Origin of the sequence: Microvirga ossetica (genome assembly GCF_002741015.1) — a bacterium.
In the GTDB taxonomy this organism is placed as follows: Bacteria; Pseudomonadota; Alphaproteobacteria; order Rhizobiales; family Beijerinckiaceae; genus Microvirga; species Microvirga ossetica.
Genome location: NZ_CP016617.1, coordinates 512,804 through 528,112, shown reverse-complemented (window position 1 = coordinate 528,112; position 15,309 = coordinate 512,804). Strand labels below are relative to the sequence as shown.

Below are 15,309 nucleotides of genomic sequence, written 5' to 3'. Positions count from 1 at the left end.
CCTGTCTGTCGGATACCTCACAAATAGACTGTGACAACACGTACCGCTCTGCGTTGTCAGGGCGGAGTATTCCGATCGCCATGGCTAAGCTTATGAACGCGGACCATCGCACAAACTGGCTCCTGGCCAGTCTGGAGGCGGCGGACTTTGCCGCCCTTGAGCCGCACCTTGAGCTCGTGGATCTGTCGCGCGGACAGGTGCTCTATGAACCCGGCGATCCTCTCCGCTATGCCTATTTCCCGCACTTTGCCGTCGTGTCGCTCGTGAACATGATGGAGGATGGCGGCACCGTCGAGGTGGCGTTGTTCGGGCGTGGCGGCGTTCTGGGTCGTGCTCTCGTGACGCGGGAAGCCTTCGGCCGCTACATCGTGCAGATCGCCGGCACCGCCTCGCGCATCCCGACCGAGCGCCTGGAGGAGGTCAGGACGGCCCGCCCCAAGCTGCGACAGTTGCTCCAGCGCTACGGCGAGGTCCTGCTGGCTCAGACGTTTCAAATCCTCAGCTGCAACGCCGTTCATCCGGTCGAGGCGCGCTGCTGCCGGTGGATCCTTATGGCCCAAGATCAGGCCGATCAGGAGGTCTTGCCCCTGACGCACGAGTTTTTGGCCGAGATGCTGGGGGTGCAACGCTCGACCGTCAGTGTGGTGACCCGCACGCTGCAGACGGCCGGGCTGATCCGGCAGAGGCGCGGCGGCATCATCGTGCTCGATCGAGCCGGGCTCGAAGAGACCACCTGCGAATGTTACGACAAGATCCGGCGCCTGTACCAGCGTCTGCTGCCCGGCGCTGACGCAGCACAGACCCCGTCTGGAGAACCCATCCCTGATCGATCATGATTTCCGATAAGGACCGAGATGGAAGGGATCAGGCGTCGTGGCCTGCGTGCTGCGAAGCCTCCTGGCGGTTCGGTCTGCGCCTTGCCGTCTTGAACAGCTTTGCCTCCATCCGGTCTTGGAGCCATCGGAGTTCGTCTTGCAGCCGCTCCAGGCAGTCCAGGAGTTCGGCATCGGTCAGCCGAGGGCGTGAGGGACTGGCCGTCTGCTCGAGCGCGGCATCGGTGACCCTGCGGATCTGCTCGAGGATGGTCGGGCCGATGTTGGGTGTTGCGAGCCAGTAGCTGTCCGGGGTCTGGGCAACCTCCCGGATGCTGGGACAGCGCGCCTTGAACTCGCTGAGGATCGTCTTTCTCACGCGAGGCGGAACGGCGTTCAGAGGAAAAGGTTCATCCCAATCCATGGGTCATCCGCAACCTGAGCCGACTTTCCATTGCAGCGAGCCAATCCAGGCTGTTCCAAGGCGAGACCTGGGCCGATATGGGGTGTCCACGTCCACGGTTTATAACATCGTCGTGATAGGCCCAGACCACCCCTCGTGCGAAACGGACCGTGGATTTCGCAGAACACCCAGGATGGAACGGGCCTGGCGCAGTCGGTCTGGCTCCAACCGAACAAGTCATTGGCGTAGAACAGCAAGGCGGGTGGATGCTTTTCCGCTAAGACCTCGTCCTGTCGGTGCACACGGGGCAGTACCGGTGCCGCATCCGTCCGCCTGCAAGGAGCCGATCCAGAGCGCCAGCAGGCGGACGGGATGCCCTTTCGATGACGAACTTATTTTCTCTTACTGGTTCATATCGCGGATGCCGCGCTTCTATTTCGACTACTCCGTTGGCTCAGCTTCCAGCCACGATGAGGCTGGCTACGAGATCGACAGCCTTCACGCGGCCGAGATCGAGGCCAGGCGCGGCGCGGGTGAACTGACGCGGAACCGATTGCTCCAGGTGCAGGGTGCAACCTCTGAGGCCATTCGGGTCGAAGTGAAGGATGAGCAGCGAAGGGCTGTCCTCACCGTGATGGTCTCGATCCGGGTCGACCACGAGGCGCTGATGCCCCCATTGCGCATGTGACGATCAACCATGTCTGCCGATCGCCTTAAGAAAGCTGCCGACTATCGCCGGAAGGCGCAGGAAATCCGGACCATTGTCGAGAAGATCACGATCGACGAGGCCCGCGAGCAACTGCTTGAGACAGCCGAGCACCTTGAGCAACTCGCGCAGGACGAGGAGCGCAAGGCTCACGCCGACGGCTCCCCGCCGGAAGACCTCGGGTAGGTCGGGATGACAATGAAAGCACACCCGCGCAGTGCGGTCGTTTCAGCCCCTACCAACCTTTTCTATTCATGGACGTGCGAAATAAACCGGGATTGATTTACCCATGAGCGATGATGATTTCGACGACTGGCTCGACCACCATCGGCCGTCTCCAACGACCGACAGGTTGGCTCATCTGCTCAGGTGGCTGGGTTTGTTTGGTGCAATATGGCTGTTTGGCGTGGCGGTTCTAATCGCCGGAACGTAGGCTCAAAACCCGCGCCGCGAATTTCACATAACGTCCAGTATGGAACGCGATTGGAAGGTTTCGGAAAGTCTTCGCCGCGCCGTATGGACGCCGCGGTGACCATGCAGTAAAAGTGGTCGCCTTAGCGCGTCGGCAATTACTTGCGAGAACTATCGGTACTCATTAAGCTTGGCAATTATGAGCCACGTCCCATTCGTTCGCTTTTCCCGGGCCCGCGATCCCGATTATCAGGCAGACCGCTTGAGGCGGCGGTTTGCGGCGATATGGCGTGATTATGAACGGGCGATGAGACGACGCCGGAGGATGAGCCAAGGCCGGTTTGCGGTGGTTGTTGCGCTAGTCGCGTTCGGGTCTTTTGTCGCTTGTTGGGTGCTTCCGCTCACATTTCCGGGGCTACTTCGCTGATGAAAAAACGCCCTTGGGGTGAGCCCGAAGACCTGGATGACCAGAGCACCCTTGCCGCCTACGAGGAGTTTCGCCGGTACCGGGAATTCACCCGTCGTTGTCATGAGCAGATCAAGCAGCAGCAAGAGCAAGAGAGGCAGCAGCAAAGGCGGCAAACAAAGGCGGGAGCGCCTTATGCGATGCTTGGTTCAGCCCGGCCTCGTCGCAGTTGGAAGTGCTGCGGTCATATGGGCTGTGTTCTCCTACGTCGAGGCGCTGGATCCGTTACTGTCGTTCGGCTCGTCACCCTCGATCACACAGGTCAGAAGCTACGGCTCCTTCCGCAGTTGCACTGACGCCCGCGCCGCTGGAGCCGCTCCGTTGCATCGAGGGCAACCGGGCTATGCTTCCCACCTTGACGCCGACGGGGACGGTGTCGCGTGCGAGTGGTCGTGGCGGAATTGGTTTCGCTAAAGGCTGGCTCGTTCGCGGGAAACAGGGGCTAGGCGGCCGAAGATGCTGCGCCCGTCCCGACCCGCTCCGAGCCAGCGCCAGACCCACAAGGCCATGACATCGTCGAAGTGCTGCAGCAGCTCCTCCAGGCTCATGGTCCCGATGGCGTCGGCCCCAACCTCCGCCGTGACCCGAAGGTGATCCTCCACCCGATGGGGCGGCAGGGCCGGGTCGTCCAGGTCGAGGGTCGGCGGGGCCTGCATCTCCCCGATGAGGGCCTTCATGCGCAGGGCGCCCAGCTCACGCTGGGGGGCAGGCTTGGGCGTCTTGGGCAGCAGCCTGAACTGGCAGACCTCGCTCAGCAGCCTTGCCCAAGCCTATGGCTTCTGGGTCCGCAAGGTGGCGAAGGTCGCCGCGCCGTGCGCGTCGAAGTCCTGCTCCAGGGCTGCCAGGAGCGTTTGCGCCGCCCTCCTGCGCCGGGCGCGGGCTCTGCGGCCCTTGTCCTTCGTGCGGTCCCCGCCTCGGACCGGAGCAGATCGCCAAGGTAGATGAGATCGCACAGCGTCTTGGCGTATCCGGCCGCATCGGCGTCCTGGAGGGGGCTGGACGGCTCGATGCGTCTATCGCGAGGACGGATGTGCGAAGAACACTTCAGGAGGTGTCTGATCCGGCGAGGTTTACGCCGCTCCGAGATCGAGCAGCACATTGACGGCACCCACAAGATTGTCATTGGCGTCATGCAAGGGTGTGGGCAGTGGCCGGAACTTAACCCGAGTGCCGTCGGGCCGCTCTGCAATGGCCGTTACGCCCCGAACCTCCCTGTCCTCGCGGATCGCCACCGCCATCGGGCAGCAGTCATGCGGCAGCGGAGCACCATTGAGCGTGTAAATGTGCCACGAGCCGCACCAGCGGTCCCGCCCCAGCACCGGACGCCGTCCCCACAGGGCCACGGCAGCCTCGTTGTAGAAGGTGATACGTCCTGTTGCATCAGTCGTGTAGACCGCAAAGGGGAGAGCCGCGAGAAGGTCGGCATAGCGCGCCTCGGCGGATTTCTGGTCTGCTGTGGGGCGACTGAGGAAGGCGATCACCTGGTCAGGCCTGCTGTGCCTGGCCAGGAGGCGCAGCAAGGCTTTCCGAACATGCTCGCGAACGCTCACACGTGCCTCGGGCTCAGGCAGGGAATCTGGCCTGGCCCCAACGCTTTGTCCTTGAGGCCCCGCCTTTCCTTGCGCGGCCGTGACCTGAAACAGGTAAAAGCCGCTAAACCGTACGCCGGCAGCGGCTGCCTTATCGTTGAAGCCCGCTAGGCGAGCATCTTGGGGGCGAAGCGGACCCGCGTAAGTCCACTGCTCCGAGCTGATGAAACTCGGGATCGGACGGTCCTCCGGCACGGCACAGAGGATCTCGGGCCGCTGCTTGTTGATGAACAGGTTATAGGCGCAGTCGCTCGCCTCCGATCGGGCGGCCAGTTGAAGATCCGACTTCACGATACCCTCTCTCACGCCTGACGTTCTTGTCCGTTTTTGATTCGCAATGGCTTAGCTAACGCTTGCCCCTTCTGTGTGGCTTTTGTGCGCCTCTCGGAGGTACCGCTACGGGGAAGGTTCCGGACGATGCGAACGTCTTTCCGCTACGGTCATAGACCTACGAGGGACAGTGCCCTGTATCACCTGGAACGCTCGGGGGCTCGTTCCCGGACTCGACAAGCGGAGGCGCATCGGATGCATCGCAGGCGTGGATTCCAATTTTGCGTTCGATGCTCTAGCTTCTGATACCCGGCGCAGCGCCCGTGCAATCGTAAGCAAGAGCAGGGCGCGCTCTCGAGGCTGCCTCTGCTCGACTCATGGAACTGATATAGAGATGGCCTTGGGGCACGGACTTGTTCGATGCTGACAACCTCTTGTTATTGATCGCCACAAGACGAATGGCGGACTGGTCATCCACCAGTCCGCTCGCCCAACGCGGCAAGCGATGTGGATGACATCGCCGACGAGTATGACGCCGCCCAGGAGCGCGGCGAGATCAAAAAGGCGGGCAATCCAATTGTTTCCGGTGGGAACAATTGCCCGGCCCGGCCGAGCTCGGTCTATTGCGTAAGCACATTCACAACGCCCGCATTATCCGCGATGCGATCGAGGCCGACCCGGAGGTGATTCCCAAAACCATCGAGCGATGGCAAGGCGAACGCGTCGGTGCCGAAGCTGTCCGGCAGTTTCGCCGTGAGATCTCCTGTCGGTGGCCGTGAGCTGGCGGGGAGCCGGGACGAACGCAAAGCGCTGGCTCCGCTCTTCACAGACTAGTGCGTGCCCTTTTGGCGCGGGCGCTTGGCCTGCGGCAGGGACTGGCGGCGCAGATCGGCGAGCATCACCGTGATGGCCGAGACCAGCATCATGGTGACGATGCTCAAGGTGCGGTTCTCCGGGTGGCGGTCGCGGACCGCCAGGGCTTGATCGGTTAAAAGTTTCAGGTCATCCAACAGGGTCATGCTGCTTTCTCGCTTTTTGGGCAGTGGTTTGTTGCAGGCACTCTTCAACTGGTCGCGGCGCATGGCGAGCGAGTGATTGCGCAGGGATTCCAGAGTGAAGCGCGCCGTTTTCCTGCGCCAGACCAAGCGGGAGTAATCCGTTTCGATCTCGGTTCTGCTGCCATAGAACCGCAGGAATCGGCCGCCAACAGTTCACAGGCCACAGATCGGGGTACGGCCCATGATCGCGCACGAGGCGTAATAGTTCGCCTTCAGGACGTTGCCGAACTTGTTGGTGGTGCAGAGCAGTCAGACGCCGCTGTAGGCGAGAATGGGACCGAGCGGCGGCGGCGTGAACGCGTCGGTGTCGACGTTAGCAGGCCGGTTGGCCAGCAGGATCTCCTGTTATTGGCTGTCGGGCTTAAAAGGGCTGATGTCGTCGCGATTTTCGATCACCTCCGAGGCTGAAGCGGCCATTCGCATCAAGTCGTTGAAGGTCATGTCGAGTTTAACGAGGCCGCCTTTCGGGCGTTTGAATATGAAACAGACTCCCCAATCGGACCAAGCCGCTGGCTGGACATCAATCAGGCGGAGTGGTGTTGAAGTGCCGGAGGGTGGCGTGTAGGTAATGAGAAGAGGCTCATCGAGAATCATCATTATCCCCTTTGCGTTCGTCGCCTTCGGTGCAATAGCCGAGCGGCATTTGGTCGAGGCAGTCGGCATCCCACGACGGTTGGCCGTTGCGCAGCACCTTGGCAGCATAGCGGTGGGCCGAAAGCAGGGGGTAGACGGCGGCGCGGATCTTGGTGGGTACGCATCCCGGTGATGCGGGCGCGGATGGACTATGTGTTGCGGGTGGTCACGGCCAGGGCTGTCTTCGCCCCGGCGGCGCGGCGCAGGACACAGCACTGCCCGTCCTGCAACGGCGGATGGTTTAGCCTGACGGCCACCGCAGATCTTGCTGGAAACCGCCAATACGTTGTTTTCCTTGGCTGTCCTTTGACCCCCATCCGTCTGCAGCTCTACGCGGCGATGCCGGAGACCGCCTGGATGCCCGCATGGCCTACGATCCGACGCGCCGGAGCTTTTGAAAATGCCCGGTGGGTGACCGCTCCCTGCGGCAAGGGAAAGACCGGACCCGCCCCGACTTCGGTCTCCGAGCCCCGATTTCCGACCTTCGCGGGCCACCGGGGGGCTGCCTTGGGGCCGAGGGGCAGGACGGGTCGGCGCCGCTGCATCACGACCCCTTCTCCTCGCACCTCGTTTCGGTGGGCGAAGGTCCTGAACGCATCGGACGGGTCGTCGCCCGCACCCGGATCGGAGCCCTCGGGGAGCACGATACTGCCGGGCGGGTGGGTGGCGAGCCAGTCCACCAGAGCATCGTTCCAGACTTTTCCGAACGCCTGCCGCCACACTGCGACCGGCCCCAGCCTGCCCATCCTGTCCTGCTGGAACAGGGGCTTATTCCGGAGGCGGTCTGCGCCGATCTCGCCGTCCGTCGCCAAAGGCTTGCCTATCCTGGCCCAAATCAGGATACTGAGCCTCACCGCTGCAGGGGGCGCTCCAATGCACCAATTGCCCATGACCGTCCTGGCAATGCCCCCCGGCACAGCAGGCGTCGCGGCCCGCCTGGCCGCGGCCAGGGCTCGTGCGGCGGGTCTCGATCCCGGTCCGCTCCTGTGCAAGGCAGGCCTGTCGTTGGCCCAGCTCCAGGACCGGGATGCCCGCCTGGAGGCGGCGAGCCAGATCGCGTTCCTGAACCTGGTGGCGGACGCCCTTTCCGATGAGGTGCTGGGGTTCCATCTTGCCGAGACAGTCGAGCTGCGGGAGGCCGACCTGCTCTACTTCGTGCTCGCCTCGTCGGCGACCCTCGGCGAGGCGCTGGCCCGCGCCGAACGGTACAGCACCCTCACCAACGAGGGGGTCCTGCTGCAACGCCGAGAAGAGAGTGACTTGCGCCTCCGCTACAGCAATGTCGGCGTCGCCCGGCACACCGATCGCCATCAGGTCGAGTTCTGGGCCAGGACCCTCGTCCGGATCTGTCAGACCCTGACCGGCACGAGCATCAAGCCCATCCGGGTCACTTTCGCGCATCCCCGCTGCGGCGCATCGGGCGAGCTGGATGCCTTTTTCGGGTGCGAGGTGGCCTTCGCGTCCGAGCATGATGATGTCGTCTTTGCCCGCGGCGCCTCGCAGCTTCGGCTCGTCCATGCCGATCCGTACCTGAATCAGGTTATGATCCGCTCCTGCGACCAGGTCCTGTCCCATAAAGCCCGCTTAGCCAGCTCGATCCGCGTCAGGGTGGAGAACGCCCTCGCACCGCTCCTGCCCCATGGTACGGCGCGCGCGGGCGAAGTGGCCCGGGCGCTCGGCATGAGCGAACGCACGCTGGCGCGGCGGCTGGCTGAGGAAGGCGTGACCTTCCTGGCGGTTCTTGACGACATGCGCAAGGAGTTGGCGCTGCATTATCTCGCCGACGCCAGCCTCTCGATCTCGCGCATTGCCTGGCTGCTCGGCTACCAGGAGGTCAGCGGGTTCACCCATGCCTTCCGGCGCTGGACAGGACAGGCGCCGACGCAAATACGGGCCGACCTCCTCAATCGCGAAGGCCAGGATCCATAACCCTCGATGTCGTAAGGGGGTTGCCGCTCGCGAGGGAGCCTGGTGAGGTGGCTGTCGCCCAGATTATATTCATGAATGTCGAAGGCCATGCGGCTGGACGCCGTTGCGGTATCGATCTACGCGTCCTGCCGGTCATGTCCGGGAACCGATGGTGTCGTCCGTTAAGTCCTTCATGGCCCCTGACCGTTACAGGAGCCTCGTCGCCTCCGGAAGCACAAAAAGGGGCGCGGGATGACCCCGCGCCCCAGTCCAGAGTTGCCCCTGGTGTCGTTGGCTGTCGTTGGCCGTGCAATAACGGCAGGTGTGCTCAAAAAAGGCCCCTGGCCTCTGGATGGGCTATCTGGACCGGCGGCACAAGGTCGGGTCCAGCGTGCGACCTGCGGCGGCGGAGTACCGCCGGAGCGCGCCAGGGGGATTGCCCCGCCCCCAATTCCTAGCAAACCCGGACCACTTCGCTCTTGCACGCCGCTGTCAGCGTTTTGCGAAATGCTGCCAGACGGGAGAGAAGCGTGCAAGGTCGTGCAATAACGTTGGCGGCCTGATTAACCCAACACAGCCGCGGTCGAGAGCCGGGTGCTGACCGCGAGCCGGGCTGCCCTCGATCACCTGATCGGCAGCGCGGGTGTGCCCGTGCAAGCCGCCGCCACGGCAAGTGCGTCGGTCGATGTCTTTGTGGCGTAGAACGGCCTCCTGAACTTGCCCCGCAAGAATGATGCGCCATGGCTGACGACGCTCATCAACACGCCCGTCCGCACCTGTTACGGCGAGAGCGACGAGGCTGCCAGCACCGGCTTGGGGCAATTAGCGATGGCTTATCAGCGTGCGATTGGGAGCGGGAATGAGCGCGTCGAAGCGATCTCGACCGGGAACACCACACATCGCGGCACCTTCGCCAGCGCGCTGCCCCAATGGAAGGCTTGGTTCGACGCACTCCTCAAATGAGGCAGCCGTCCGACCCGCGAATTTACGAGAAGATCAAGTATGGAACAGGCGCTGGCGCAGTCGGTCTGGCTCCAACCAAACAAGCCGTTGGCCCATGTCAGCAAGGCGGGTGGGCGCTGTTTTCATCTCTCGATGAGAAGCAGTCTCTTCGCTGGGATGAGCCGAGCCGTCCACTCTGACAGGAGGCTGGGGACGTCTGATCCATCCATCGGTTTCGCATAAAGGTACCCTTGAGCGGCGCTGCAACCCATCTCCCGCAGTCGCTCGGCCTGACCTGCTGTTTCCACCCCCTCAGCCGTTACCTTGAGGTTCAAGCTCCTGCCGAGGCTAACCACCGCTGTCACGATTGCTTCATCGTCCGGGTTCTGTTCAATGCCTTGCACGAAGCTTTTATCAACCTTGATGTGATCTACAGGGAATCGCTTCAGGTGGGTCAACGAGGCATAACCTGTACCAAAGTCATCGAGAGCAATTTGGACCCCTCGTGCCCGAAACTTCTCCAGGGCCGATGAGACGACATCCGATTGCGCATCGAGCAGAACCTTCTCGGTGATCTCGATCTCGAAATGTTGCGGCGGAACCTTCGAACGGTCAAGAATGCGCAGGATGTCCTCAGCTTGACCCGGTTGGACGAACTCCCTGTGGGACAGGTTGATTGCCACTTGGCCAAAGCGCAGGCCCCTGTTGAGCCACTGCCGCATGTCTGAGACCACTTTGCCCATCAAGCGGCGGCCTACCATGGTCGCAAGCTCAGGATCGTCAAAGATGTCCCCGAAGGTTGCAGGAGTGAGCAGGCCCAGCGTCGGGTGGGCCCATCGCGCGAGCGCTTCAAAGCCGACGATCTCGCCTGTCGAGAGAGAGACCTTCGGCTGGTAGAATGGCATGATCTGATCGAGAGAGACCGCCTCCCGCATCTCCCGCCTGAGTGTGGTTCGCCTCTCCGTGGCAGCCCGCATCTCGTGCGAATACGTGACAACCCGGTTACGGCCCTCGGCTTTGGCTCGGTACTGGGCCATGTCCGCGTCCTTCATCAGGTCGGCAGCGTCTGTACCATGATCAGGGAAGGCTGCGACACCAATACTGGCGCGACTGGCGATCATCTGACCGGCGTACGAAATGGGTTGGCTCAGCTTCTTGGCGAGGCCTTCGGCGAGTGTGGCTGCATGTTCCAGCCTGGTTGAGCCTGACAGCAGGACGACGAACTCGTCGCCCCCGAGCCGGGCCACGGTATCGCCATCTCTTGCGACGGACGAGAGCCGGGCGGCCGTTTCCTTCAGCAGGGCATCCCCTGCGTCATGCCCAAATGAGTCGTTGACACCCTTGAACTCGTCCAAGTCAATCGCCAGGAGGCTGAGGCTGGTGCCGCTTTCCCTGGCTTCCGCGAGAGCTCGTTCAAGCCTATCCTGGAACAGGACACGATTGGGTATTCCGGTGAGTGCATCATAGTTGGCCGCCCGCCAAAGCTCTTCTTCTGCCTGCTTGCGGCTATGGATATCGGTGACGGTTCCAACCCATTCCTGGACTGTGCCGTCGATGCCCAGGAGAGGGACCGCCCGGGTCAGAGACCAGCGGTACTCGCCGTTACGGCGACGGGTTCGATACTCCTGCGCACAAGGCTGCCCTGAAGCAAGGGCTTTCTGCCAGACGGCAATAACGTGGTCTCGGTCATCCGGGTGGACGCTCTCGAGCCAGCCGAACGGCCGCGACTCCTCTGGCCCTTCGGCGCTGAACGTCTCCCACCCCCAGCCTTCAAGAACTGCCCCGTCTGGTCTGGCTCGCCAAACCACAGCCGCGCTGGCATTGACGAGGGCGCGGTATCGCTCTCCGCTGACGCGTAGCCTCTCAGCGGCGGTTTTCTTGTCATGAACGTTGGTGAGGGTGCCAACCCATTCCTGGACTGAGCCACTCGCGCTCAGGATCGGAACCGCCCTGGACTTAAACCATCTGTATTCGCCGTTCGTCTGTCGAACCCGAAACTCGTACGTTCCGGACCGAGCCGAAGCAAAGATGTTCTGCCGGACGGCAACAACCCGTTCAGAATCGTCAGGATGGACTGCGGCCAACCAGCCGAATCCTTTGGAAGCCTCCGGGCTCCGGCCCGTGATCTCACTCCATTCCGGAGAGCCGTCAATGATTGCGCCGTCGGGACTTGCGCGCCAGACCATTGTCGCGCTGGCTTCGATCAGGGCACGGTACCGGTGCTCGCTTTGGGCCGTGATTGTGCTCACCCTCCGGAGATTGAATTGGCTCATCACGGCACCCGCAAGAGCGAGAAGCGTCTCGCTCTGGACCTGGGTGAGGCCCTCGGGGCGAGGTATGGTGTCGACCACGCAGAGCGCCCCAAGTGGCAGGCCGTCCGCCGTCGCAAGGGGGGCGCCAGCATAGAAGCGGACGTGTGGGTCACCTGTAACCGCGGGATTACCGGAAAACCGAGGGTCCTTGGTGGCATCGGCAACGACGAACAGGTCTGACTGGAGGATCACATGGGCACAGAAGGCAACCTCGCGCGGGGCCTCCCGAAGCCCCTTCAAGCCAATCTGCGACTTGAACCACTGCCGCTGCTCATCGACGAGGGTGACGAGAGCGATTGGAGCATTGCAGACGTGTGCGGCCACCTTCGCGAGACTGTCGAAGGCAGCCTCTGGTTCGGTATCGAGAATGTCGAACGTGCGGAGAGCCGCAAGGCGGTCCGCCTCGACCCAAAGAGAGAGGCTGGCCTCATTAACAAACGCCGGCATGAAGGTTCATCCAATGTGATATAGTTGAGCAGTTCGGTCGAGTAGCACTCGGAAAGCGATCAAAGGCGACCTTGGGGACCAGCCATCCGCAGAGCCCCTTTCGACATCAGGCTCCTGTCAGTGCCAGGTCTGATGGCGCTCCTAGGCCTCGCAGATTAAATCGACGGCGGCCGCCAATTCATCCTCGTCGATTCAAAGCACCCCAAGCTGTCGATGATCAATCGGGTCCGGAGCGAATGGATCTCCAGCCAAAACGTCGGCAGGCCCGGGCGTGGCATCTCGGTCAGGCGCACCTCAAGGCTGCCCTGCCGACTAAGCGTGACGGTCCGGGAGCCATCCGCTTCCGTAGCGAAGACAAGGTGCACATAGGCGCGGATGATCTGTTCTTCGATCCGGTCCCGGCGCGCTTCGGGCCATGCGGCGTCGCCCGCCGACACCCAGCAAGATTGCATCATGTGATTCTCCATCGGCACGAGGCTTTCCAGCGCAGGCGGCCCGCATTCGCGCGGGAGGAGCCACGCTCCGGCCGCAGCCTGCCAATCCTGTCCTGCCGGAACAGGGGGGTTATACCGCAGGCGGTCTGCGCCGATCTTGCTGTCCTTCGCCAAAGGCTTGCCTGTCCTGGCCCCAGTCAGGATCCTGAGCCTCACCGCAGCAGGGGCATTCCCATGCACCAGTTGCCCATCACCGTCTTGGCGATGGCCGCCGCTGCCGCGGGTCGCGGTTTCGGAGTCGAACCAAATGGCCAATTTCAGGCTATCGATCCTGCTCCAATGCAAAGCGGCCCCGGTCTGACCGGGGCCGCCTCACCACTGACGGATCGAACGCTTGTTAGATGATGTAGAAGTCGGCGGCGTTGATTGTCGCCTTGTTCTCCAGGACGGCGAACTTCACCGCGGCGGTCGAGCCCGTGCCGTCCGCATCATAGGAGAGGGCGCCAGTCTTGTTGTCGTAGATGATCCGATCGCTGGAATCCAACGCCTTCGTGCCGACCACGAAAGCGCTCGACGAGAGGGCGCCGGCCGCCAGCTTGGTGAAGACCGAGTCACCGAGCTGGATCGTGTCGTCGGCAGCTTTGAAGTCGACGAGCACGTCCACATTGCCGCTGCCCAACTTGAGAGCATTGCTCCCAGCCGAAGCGAACACGAAGGTGTCCCGGCCCGTACCACCGATCAGCACGTCGCTGCCGTTCATTCCCCAGAGCGTGTCGTGGCTGTCCCTGCCGTTGATCAGGTCGTTGCCGGACGTGCCGATCAGCTCGTTGGCGCTGCTCGTGCCGTTGATCGTCGTCGTGGTGGTCGGCCGCGGCGAGGGCGTCGGCGTCGGGGTCGGAGTGGGCGTCGGGGTCGTCTCAGCGACGTCGGCAACCTTGAAGGTCACGGCGCCGGTGTCGGTGTCACCGTCCGCGTCCTTGGCGGTGTAGCTGAAGCTGTCCGAGCCGAAGAAGTTGGCCTTCGGCGTGTAGACGAAGGAGCCGTCGGCGGCGAGCTTCACGCTGCCGCCCTGAGCGGTCGCGAAGGTGCCGGCAACTGCCGCTTTACCACCATCGGGAGCCGAGTCATTGGCGAGAACGCCCTTCGTTGCGTCGACCGTAAGAACGGCGTCTTCCGTCGCAGCATAGGAGTCGTCCGCGGCCACGACCGGATCGTCGCTCGGGGTCGGTGTCGGGGTCGGGGTCGGCGTGGGGCTCGGAGCCGGGATGGACTCGGGGCTGCTGTAGATCGTGTTGGACGAAATCGTCGAGTTCACCAAGCCCGTGTTGGCGCCATAGCTGCTGTAGTGCACGTCGCCGACGCCAGCCAGCACGTTGTTGGTGATCACGATGCCGGATGAGGGCAGCATGCGGTCGCCGATCTCGTTGCAGATCTCGATCCCGCTCGCCGGCTTGCCGCTGCGGTAGAAGGCGGTGTCGTAGGAATGCGACACGGTGTTGTACTGCACCACCGCATCCTGGGCGTTGTCGAGATAGACGCCGACGCTGTAGCTGTCGTAGACGGTGTTGCCGGTGATCTTGGCGCCCTTGGTGAACATCGCACCGACGCCTTCACCCCAGTTGTCGTAGACGTTGTTGTTGCTGATCGTGCTGTTGTCGGACATGGCGAGGCTGATGCCCTGGGCCCAGCCGCCGGACCAGGTGCGGCTCATGTTCTCCTTGACGTTGCGCCAGACCTCGTTGCCGTCGATCACGTTGTTGTACGACACGCCGGGGCTCGAGTATCCGGCATAGATGCCGGCGCGGAAGCTGTCATGAACGTTGTTGCCGATCACCTTGGAATCGTGCGAGCCCCACAGGCCGATGCCGGTGCGCGTCGAGTTGACGACCTCGAAGCCCTGGAAGGTGATGTAGTCGCCGGTGATCACGACGAGATCGGTGTTGGCCGGGGTGCCGGCGCCGTCGATGACCACCTTCGCCCCGTCGACGGGCTTGAAGGTGATCTGGCCCGAGGCGGTGCCGTTCTTGGCGATGCTGACGGTGCCGTTGTAGGTGCCGGCGCCGACCAGCACGGTGTCGCCGGCCTGGGCCAGCTGCGCCGCCTTGGTGATCGATTTCACCGGGCTGCCGGAGGCGCCGGAATTGGAGTCGCTGCCCGTGGTCGAGACATAAAAAGTTGTCATAGCTTTGCTCGCTTTTTTCTCGTTTCAAACATGCAAGGGAATATTGGTGAGAGCGTAGAATAAATCGCCTACGTCCACACTCAGGCTAGTAAAATCATGCTTTAGAAAATCATGACTGGTGTCATGTCAGCATCAATAACAATCTCTTAGGTAATGCATGACGGCATAGCCCCTACTCATATTGTTATCAGACGGATTTTTGCTCAGTACTAATCACGCGTACATTCCGATATCAGGTATTAATTTTATGGGATCGCCAACCCGATGGGACGAACACCGAACGACGCTTTCTCTAAAGGAAAACGGGTCCAGACTCTTGTTGAGATCTGCCAAAGCGTTGTTACCGCTGCGTGGTAAGACTTACAGTGATCATGCTGCCCGCGGCGTGGCCACCGCGTTCGACTTCGCCGGTTGTCTGATGCCGACGGAGCGGCTGCACCAGCTCGGTTCAAAGCCTGCAACGGTGCTTGGCGACCTGGCGGCTGGCTATCGGCATTTTATGCACGCTGGTGCTGAGGACCGGTTGCGTCGGTACGCGCTCGACGCGGCGCCAGTTGGATCCTTGATCAAGTCAGCGCTTGCTTCGGCGGCGTCGTCAGCCATTGCCGGATCAAGCCCAAACGCTACCAGTTCCCACGTTGCGTCTGACCACTGGCGAACGACGGCGGCGGATCCTGGAATTTCTCGCTGCAGCAGGATCTTGCTCGGAAGCCAAACAGGCCGTTACGCGATCCAG

General features: G+C 62.4%; 13 protein-coding genes and 3 pseudogenes. 7 read left to right on the top strand and 9 right to left on the bottom strand.

Annotation, left to right across the window (positions count from 1 at the left end):
• Positions 1-80: 80 nt before the first annotated feature.
• Entirely contained in the window at positions 81-836 is a 756-nt protein-coding gene (locus tag BB934_RS30305; protein WP_099513622.1) for a Crp/Fnr family transcriptional regulator, read from the top strand.
• A 28-nt stretch (positions 837-864) separates the two neighbouring features.
• Here BB934_RS30305 and BB934_RS30300 read toward each other — a convergent pair whose 3' ends face one another.
• A complete protein-coding gene (locus tag BB934_RS30300) occupies positions 865-1,236 on the bottom strand; it encodes a hypothetical protein (RefSeq protein ID WP_099513621.1) in 372 nt (123 codons plus the stop codon).
• 400 nt (positions 1,237-1,636) lie between these two features.
• On the opposite strand from BB934_RS30300, the gene BB934_RS30295 reads away from it, so the two are divergent.
• The 3 genes and pseudogenes from BB934_RS30295 to BB934_RS49510 form a co-directional block, all read left to right on the top strand.
• Positions 1,637-1,903 carry a DUF6894 family protein gene (locus tag BB934_RS30295; protein ID WP_099513620.1) on the top strand — a complete coding sequence of 89 codons (267 nt, stop codon included), beginning with the start codon at positions 1,637-1,639 and terminating at the stop codon, positions 1,901-1,903.
• 9 nt (positions 1,904-1,912) lie between these two features.
• The gene (locus BB934_RS30290; RefSeq protein ID WP_099513619.1) at positions 1,913-2,107 is read left to right on the top strand and encodes a hypothetical protein; all 195 of its coding nucleotides are present in this window, start codon (positions 1,913-1,915) and stop codon (positions 2,105-2,107) included.
• A 979-nt stretch (positions 2,108-3,086) separates the two neighbouring features.
• A pseudogene (locus BB934_RS49510) lies at positions 3,087-3,212 on the top strand (excalibur calcium-binding domain-containing protein); the annotation flags it as partial.
• On the opposite strand, the gene BB934_RS30280 reads toward BB934_RS49510, so the two are convergent.
• Both BB934_RS30280 and BB934_RS49505 read right to left on the bottom strand, forming a co-directional pair.
• Positions 3,209-3,475 carry a hypothetical protein gene (locus BB934_RS30280; protein WP_099513617.1) on the bottom strand — a complete coding sequence of 89 codons (267 nt, stop codon included), beginning with the start codon at positions 3,473-3,475 and terminating at the stop codon, positions 3,209-3,211. The pseudogene BB934_RS49510 and the gene BB934_RS30280 sit on opposite strands and share 4 nt — an antisense overlap.
• Positions 3,476-3,880: 405 nt before the next feature.
• Positions 3,881-4,225 (bottom strand): annotated as a pseudogene (locus BB934_RS49505) (PAS domain-containing protein); the annotation flags it as partial.
• A 1,028-nt stretch (positions 4,226-5,253) separates the two neighbouring features.
• Between BB934_RS49505 and BB934_RS30270 the strand changes: the two are divergent.
• On the top strand, positions 5,254-5,436 hold the full coding sequence (locus BB934_RS30270) for a hypothetical protein (protein ID WP_099513615.1): 183 nt from the start codon (positions 5,254-5,256) through the stop codon (positions 5,434-5,436).
• Positions 5,437-5,487: 51 nt separating this feature from the next.
• On the opposite strand, the gene BB934_RS30265 is transcribed toward BB934_RS30270, so the two are convergent.
• The 3 genes from BB934_RS30265 to BB934_RS30255 all read right to left on the bottom strand — a co-directional run bounded on the left by BB934_RS30265 (position 5,488) and on the right by BB934_RS30255 (position 7,160).
• On the bottom strand, positions 5,488-5,802 hold the full coding sequence (locus BB934_RS30265) for a hypothetical protein (RefSeq protein ID WP_099513614.1): 315 nt from the start codon (positions 5,800-5,802) through the stop codon (positions 5,488-5,490).
• Between the two features lie 258 nt (positions 5,803-6,060).
• Entirely contained in the window at positions 6,061-6,312 is a 252-nt protein-coding gene (locus BB934_RS30260; protein ID WP_099513613.1) for a hypothetical protein, read from the bottom strand.
• Between the two features lie 365 nt (positions 6,313-6,677).
• The gene (locus BB934_RS30255) at positions 6,678-7,160 is read right to left on the bottom strand and encodes a hypothetical protein (protein WP_099513612.1); all 483 of its coding nucleotides are present in this window, start codon (positions 7,158-7,160) and stop codon (positions 6,678-6,680) included.
• Between the two features lie 61 nt (positions 7,161-7,221).
• On the opposite strand from BB934_RS30255, the gene BB934_RS30250 reads away from it, so the two are divergent.
• Together BB934_RS30250 and BB934_RS30245 are read left to right on the top strand one after the other, a co-directional pair.
• Positions 7,222-8,277, top strand: coding sequence for an AraC family transcriptional regulator (locus BB934_RS30250; RefSeq protein WP_237050493.1), 1,056 nt, complete (start codon positions 7,222-7,224; stop codon positions 8,275-8,277).
• A gap of 615 nt (positions 8,278-8,892) precedes the next feature.
• Positions 8,893-9,219: pseudogene (locus BB934_RS30245) on the top strand (hypothetical protein); the annotation flags it as partial.
• A 122-nt stretch (positions 9,220-9,341) separates the two neighbouring features.
• Here BB934_RS30245 and BB934_RS30240 read toward each other — a convergent pair.
• The 3 genes from BB934_RS30240 to BB934_RS30230 form a co-directional block, all read right to left on the bottom strand.
• Entirely contained in the window at positions 9,342-11,957 is a 2,616-nt protein-coding gene (locus BB934_RS30240; protein WP_099513611.1) for a bifunctional diguanylate cyclase/phosphodiesterase, read from the bottom strand.
• 155 nt (positions 11,958-12,112) lie between these two features.
• On the bottom strand, positions 12,113-12,565 hold the full coding sequence (locus BB934_RS30235; protein ID WP_157934408.1) for a hypothetical protein: 453 nt from the start codon (positions 12,563-12,565) through the stop codon (positions 12,113-12,115).
• A gap of 223 nt (positions 12,566-12,788) precedes the next feature.
• Positions 12,789-14,573: an Ig-like domain-containing protein gene (locus BB934_RS30230; protein WP_099513609.1), complete on the bottom strand. Its 1,785-nt coding sequence runs from the start codon at positions 14,571-14,573 to the stop codon at positions 12,789-12,791.
• Positions 14,574-15,309: the final 736 nt, after the last annotated feature.

Coding starts and splice junctions, on each gene's coding strand:
- BB934_RS30305 (WP_099513622.1), top strand. CDS start 81: ATGGCTAAGCTTATGAACGCGGACCATCGCACAAACTGGCTCCTGGCC.
- BB934_RS30300 (WP_099513621.1), bottom strand. CDS start 1,236: ATGGATTGGGATGAACCTTTTCCTCTGAACGCCGTTCCGCCTCGCGTG.
- BB934_RS30295 (WP_099513620.1), top strand. CDS start 1,637: ATGCCGCGCTTCTATTTCGACTACTCCGTTGGCTCAGCTTCCAGCCAC.
- BB934_RS30290 (WP_099513619.1), top strand. CDS start 1,913: ATGTCTGCCGATCGCCTTAAGAAAGCTGCCGACTATCGCCGGAAGGCG.
- BB934_RS30280 (WP_099513617.1), bottom strand. CDS start 3,475: ATGAAGGCCCTCATCGGGGAGATGCAGGCCCCGCCGACCCTCGACCTG.
- BB934_RS30260 (WP_099513613.1), bottom strand. CDS start 6,312: ATGATGATTCTCGATGAGCCTCTTCTCATTACCTACACGCCACCCTCC.
- BB934_RS30250 (WP_237050493.1), top strand. CDS start 7,222: ATGCACCAATTGCCCATGACCGTCCTGGCAATGCCCCCCGGCACAGCA.
- BB934_RS30240 (WP_099513611.1), bottom strand. CDS start 11,957: ATGCCGGCGTTTGTTAATGAGGCCAGCCTCTCTCTTTGGGTCGAGGCG.
- BB934_RS30230 (WP_099513609.1), bottom strand. CDS start 14,573: ATGACAACTTTTTATGTCTCGACCACGGGCAGCGACTCCAATTCCGGC.